Source organism: Bartonella rattaustraliani AUST/NH4, assembly GCF_000312565.1.
GTDB classification, from domain to species: Bacteria; Pseudomonadota; Alphaproteobacteria; order Rhizobiales; family Rhizobiaceae; genus Bartonella; species Bartonella rattaustraliani.
Map to the genome: position 1 here is coordinate 1 of NZ_CALW02000018.1, position 4,841 is coordinate 4,841.

Consider the following 4,841-nt stretch of genomic DNA (forward strand, 5'->3'; position numbering starts at 1 on the left):
TCTTAACCCGCCTGATCCTCAGAGGCTGTATCCTTTGCATTCACCGGCACAATTTCAACACGCGAAATCGTTTTTACATCGCCCCCTGCCTCTCCTGTAACCTGCAAAGGCAAAACCTTTGCAAGAAGCGAAAAAAAAGGCACAGGATTATTAAGAGCATGATATTGCAGATAAGATACCAATCCATCCTCACCATAATGGTATCCAGCTTGCTCAGCAGCTGTCAGCAGAGCTTCGTTAAAGCGTTTTGCTGCTTTATTCACAGCCCTTTTTTTCCGCCCTTTTCGAGACAAAGGAAGACAACGTTCATCAGCCATTATCATATTCCCGTAAATGATGAGGTACCAACCTCATAAGACACAAACCAACGTAAAAATCAGCCACGAAATTTCCAAAACACTTCTTTGCTAAAAAAAACAAATAACCCTTTTCTTAAAAATCAAAACAAAAGGACTGGCTCAACCATTCCTTTCCAGAGTAAGATTGACTCCTGCCCCTTCTTTTTAGAGTGGAAAACATAATTTAAAGGCAGAAAACCTCATTTTTCTAAAAAAATCTTGCTGTTAGAAAGCCTGAAATTTTTATAGCAATCTTGTTTTATAGAAAACTTGCAATTTTTGAAATTCTTCGAAAGAAATCTGGAAATTTGAAACACCCACCCTAAACAATTTCGGGGAATCTTTAAAAAAAACCGGCCCCCATCTGCCCCCAAAGCTCTTGTTCCCAATGCCTCTTACACACGATCTATAGACACGAGCCACAACCGCATCGCCATCCCCATACATTGAAAGGATATTTTTACAGCACAAAGGAACAGCACAAAGGAACAGCACAAAGGAACAGCACAAAGGAACAGCACAAAGGAACAGCACAAAGGAACAGCACAAAGGAACAGCACAAAGGAACAGCACAAAGGAACAGCACACTGAACCCTTCGCCCACCCACTTTTTCCTCTTCTTTCACAAAGAGAACCGCTTTAAGGAAGAACAGATCTCAAGATTTCTCTTATTACCCTTATTGAGAAACTAAGGAACACACAACTCTGATCTTGCACTCATGGTATCTGTTTAGATTTACCTTGTCAAGTTTTTTCTGTTTTTGCACTGCTTTTTTCAAACATTCTTTTTTTCTTTTTCTGTCAAAAAGACCAATTGATCGCCCTGTTTTTCGACTGTCACTGTTGTTTCATCATGAATTTGTCCAAACAAGATTTTTTCAGCGAGAGGGTCTTGAATTTCTTTTTGGATAATGCGTTTAAGAGGACGCGCACCATAGAGGGGATCATAGCCTTTCTGGGCGAGAAATTGCCGCACTTCTGGTTTGATATTCAGCATTATTTTTCGTTCATCAAGCAAATTTTGCAGAGATTGTATTTGAATATCGACAATGGCTTCCATATCCTTTCGTTGTAATCTTTGAAAGAGGATAATCTCATCGATACGGTTGAGAAATTCTGGTCTAAAAGCGGCTTTTACCACATTCATCACGTCATTTTTTGCCTGATCGGTTGTTTGTCCTTCAGGCAAAGCAGTTAAGAACTCGGCACCAAGGTTTGAAGTCATAATCAGCAATGTGTTACGAAAATCGACGGTACGTCCTTGGCTATCGGTTAAGCGTCCCTCATCTAATACTTGCAGCAAGAGGTTAAAAATATCGGGATGTGCTTTTTCGATTTCGTCGAACAAAATCACCTGATACGGTCTTCTGCGCACGGCTTCGGTCAACACACCACCTTCTTCATATCCGACATATCCGGGAGGGGCTCCAATCAGGCGTGCACCAGCATGTTTTTCCATATATTCTGACATATCGATACGCAACATTGCATGAGGGTCTTGAAAAAGGAATGCGGCGAGCGCTTTTGTTAATTCGGTTTTTCCCACACCAGTAGGTCCTAAGAACATGAAGGAACCAAGAGGGCGATTTGGATCTTGCAGCCCAGCACGCGCGCGGCGCACGGCACGAGAGACAGCTTGCACAGCTTCGCCTTGTCCGATAACTCTGGTTCCAATATCATCTTCCATACGCAAGAGCGCTTCTCGTTCAGCCTCGAGCATACGATCGACGGGAATTCCGGTCCACCGGGAAACGACCTGTGCAATATGTTCAGCAGTGACAGTTTCTTCAACGAGATGATTTTGTTGGTCATCACTTTCAGCAATTTGCAATTGTTTTTCCAGTTCAGGAATAACACTATAAGCGAGTTCCCCAGCTTTTTGGAATTGTCCATTACGCTGTGCGATAGCCAAAGCATTGCGTGCATCTTCGAGTTGTTTTTTCAAATCGGCAGCGTGCCCTAATTTTTGTTTTTCTGCCTGCCACGCAGTTGTCATTTCTGCAGATTGTTGCTCTAATTTTTCGAGTTCGCTCTGCACAATTTTCAAACGTTCTTTTGTGGTTTGCTCCACATCTGTCTTCAAGGCTTCACGTTCGATTTTCAACTGTAGGATTCGGCGATCAATTGCATCGAGCTCTTCTGGTTTTGAATCGACCTGCATGCGCAAGCGTGCAGCTGCTTCATCGATAAGATCAATCGCTTTATCTGGTAAGAAACGGTCTGTAATATAGCGGTTAGACAAGCGTGCAGCAGCAATCAAAGCGCTATCAGCGAGACGCACTTTGTGATGTTGTTCGTATTTTTCTTTAATGCCACGTAGAATAGAGATTGTATCATCGCTTGTTGGTTCGGGCACAAAGACGGGTTGGAAGCGGCGCGCAAGAGCGGCATCTTTTTCGACATATTTTCGATATTCATCAAGTGTTGTTGCCCCCACACAATGGAGTTCTCCACGTGCGAGAGCGGGTTTTAAGAGGTTGGAAGCATCCATAGGTCCATCAGATTTTCCAGCACCAACAAGATTGTGCAATTCATCAATAAAGAGAATAATCTGCCCGTTTTCAGCTTGTATTTCAGCGAGAACTGCTTTTAAGCGTTCTTCAAATTCCCCGCGAAATTTTGCCCCGGCAATAAGCGCTCCCATATCCAATGCATAGAGCTGCTTATCGCGCAAAGTTTCAGGCACATCTCCGTTGACAATGCGCAACGCTAAACCTTCGACAATTGCTGTTTTTCCCACGCCTGGTTCTCCAATGAGCACGGGATTATTTTTCGTGCGTCGTGAGAGAACTTGGACAGTGCGCCGAATTTCTTCTTCGCGCCCAATAACAGGATCGAGTTTTCCTTCTCGTGCCGCTTTGGTGAGATCACGTGCATATTTTTCTAAAGCCTCATATTGGCTTTCCGCATGGGGGCTTGTTGCTGTTTTTCCTTTGCGTAGTGCATGAATGGCTTGATTAAGGGCTTGCGGAGAAAGACCTGCTTTTGTGAGAATATCGGCGGTTTTTGCGGAATTTTCCATGAGAAGTGCTTGGAGAGCGCGTTCCACGGTCACAAATTGATCGCCCGCTTTTTTTGCCAATTCTTCGGCTGTAGCAAAAACTTTTGCCAACGGCTGCGACAAATAGAGCTGCCCATTTCCTCCTTGAACTTTTGGTAAAGCCTCAAGCGCTTCTTTTAGGGTTTGTTGAATAAGGTTGAGATCACCGCCCGCTTTTTGGATCAGCGACGCTGCCAATCCTTGCGGATCCTCTAATAAGACTTTCAGGAAATGCTCTGGCATAAACTGCTGATGATCAGAAGAAAGAGCATTATTTTGCGCTGTTTGTAGAAAACCTTGTAACCGTTCACTGTATTTTTCTAGGTTCATTTTTTTCCTTTCTTGCACCACCAGCTTCTCACTAGCCGCGCATTTTCACTCCCCAAGACGTTAGACGCTCAAACCATACACAGCCAACAACGTACCCCCAAAAGTAAAGAGAACTGTCGTACTTAAAGCAAATATGGGTCCTCATAAGAACGAGTACAAGGCAAAAAAGAAAATAGACTTTTATTTTTCAAGAAACTGCAATTTTCTTATAAACGCCCACACCACCACGCGCCACTACAACCACATCTGCGTTCCCATCTCCATGCGACTCCTCATGTACAAGCACCTCATCTTTCGCCTCATACCAACTCCCTACGCATGCGATTCCTCTACTCATGTACCTCACGTTTTATCCCTGCTCCCACATTCACCCCATCTTTTACTCTTCTCACGAATACCACTTTTCCACCCTGCCTCTTTGCGTTGTAATAATAAAACCGTCACAAGACATACCTCTCTTTTTTACACATTTACAGATTTACGCTTTTATGAATTTACAGAAAGCATCCCCCTCTTCCCCTTCTGCCTACACCCAAAATCAACTCCACCAACACAGCCCCATCACCACAACTCCACAAACACAACACCATATCTCACAGCGCCCAAATCTTTCTCACCATTCATGCCCCTCCCTACCTCACGCACCTCCCCCCACGCATGCACATTTCCCTCACCACCCCGACCTCTCACTCTTCACCTCTTGCTCCCTCACGCACACACTGTGCTCACCTCTCCTTGCTCCCCGCGTCTACCTCTTCACACCCATTCACTCCACTCATTCACCACACATTTTCTCCCTCATACCTCTCACAAATCTTCCTCTCCACTTTACCTTTTCACGCTACGATAATAAAACACCGTAAAACATAATCCTCTGTTTTTACACATTCACAGATTTACGCTTTTGTGAATTCACAGAAAGCATCCCCCTCTTCCCCTTCTGCCTACACCCAAAATCAACTCCACCAACACAGCCCCATCACCACAACCCCACAAACACAACGCCATATCTCACAGCGCCCAAATCTTTCTCACCATTCATGCCCCTCCCTACCTCACGCACCTCCCCCCACGCATGCACATTTCCCTCACCACCCCGACCTCTCACTTTTCACCTCTTGCCCCCTCACGCG

Annotated in this window: 5 protein-coding genes; all 5 read right to left on the reverse strand. The window is 44.7% G+C overall.

The window, feature by feature from the left end:
* Positions 1-2 precede the first annotated feature (2 nt).
* Positions 3-317: a hypothetical protein gene (locus tag BN67_RS02990; protein ID WP_019222664.1), complete on the reverse strand. Its 315-nt coding sequence runs from the start codon at positions 315-317 to the stop codon at positions 3-5.
* A gap of 796 nt (positions 318-1,113) precedes the next feature.
* Complete coding sequence (gene clpB / locus BN67_RS02995; protein ID WP_019222665.1) at positions 1,114-3,708, reverse strand: ATP-dependent chaperone ClpB; 2,595 nt, start codon at positions 3,706-3,708, stop codon at positions 1,114-1,116.
* Positions 3,709-3,895: 187 nt separating this feature from the next.
* Positions 3,896-4,045, reverse strand: coding sequence for a hypothetical protein (locus tag BN67_RS14035; RefSeq protein ID WP_019222666.1), 150 nt, complete (start codon positions 4,043-4,045; stop codon positions 3,896-3,898).
* Between the two features lie 224 nt (positions 4,046-4,269).
* A complete protein-coding gene (locus tag BN67_RS15160; RefSeq protein WP_019222668.1) occupies positions 4,270-4,398 on the reverse strand; it encodes a hypothetical protein in 129 nt (42 codons plus the stop codon).
* Between the two features lie 289 nt (positions 4,399-4,687).
* The gene (locus BN67_RS15165; protein ID WP_019222669.1) at positions 4,688-4,816 is read right to left on the reverse strand and encodes a hypothetical protein; all 129 of its coding nucleotides are present in this window, start codon (positions 4,814-4,816) and stop codon (positions 4,688-4,690) included.
* Between the last annotated feature and the right edge of the window lie 25 nt (positions 4,817-4,841).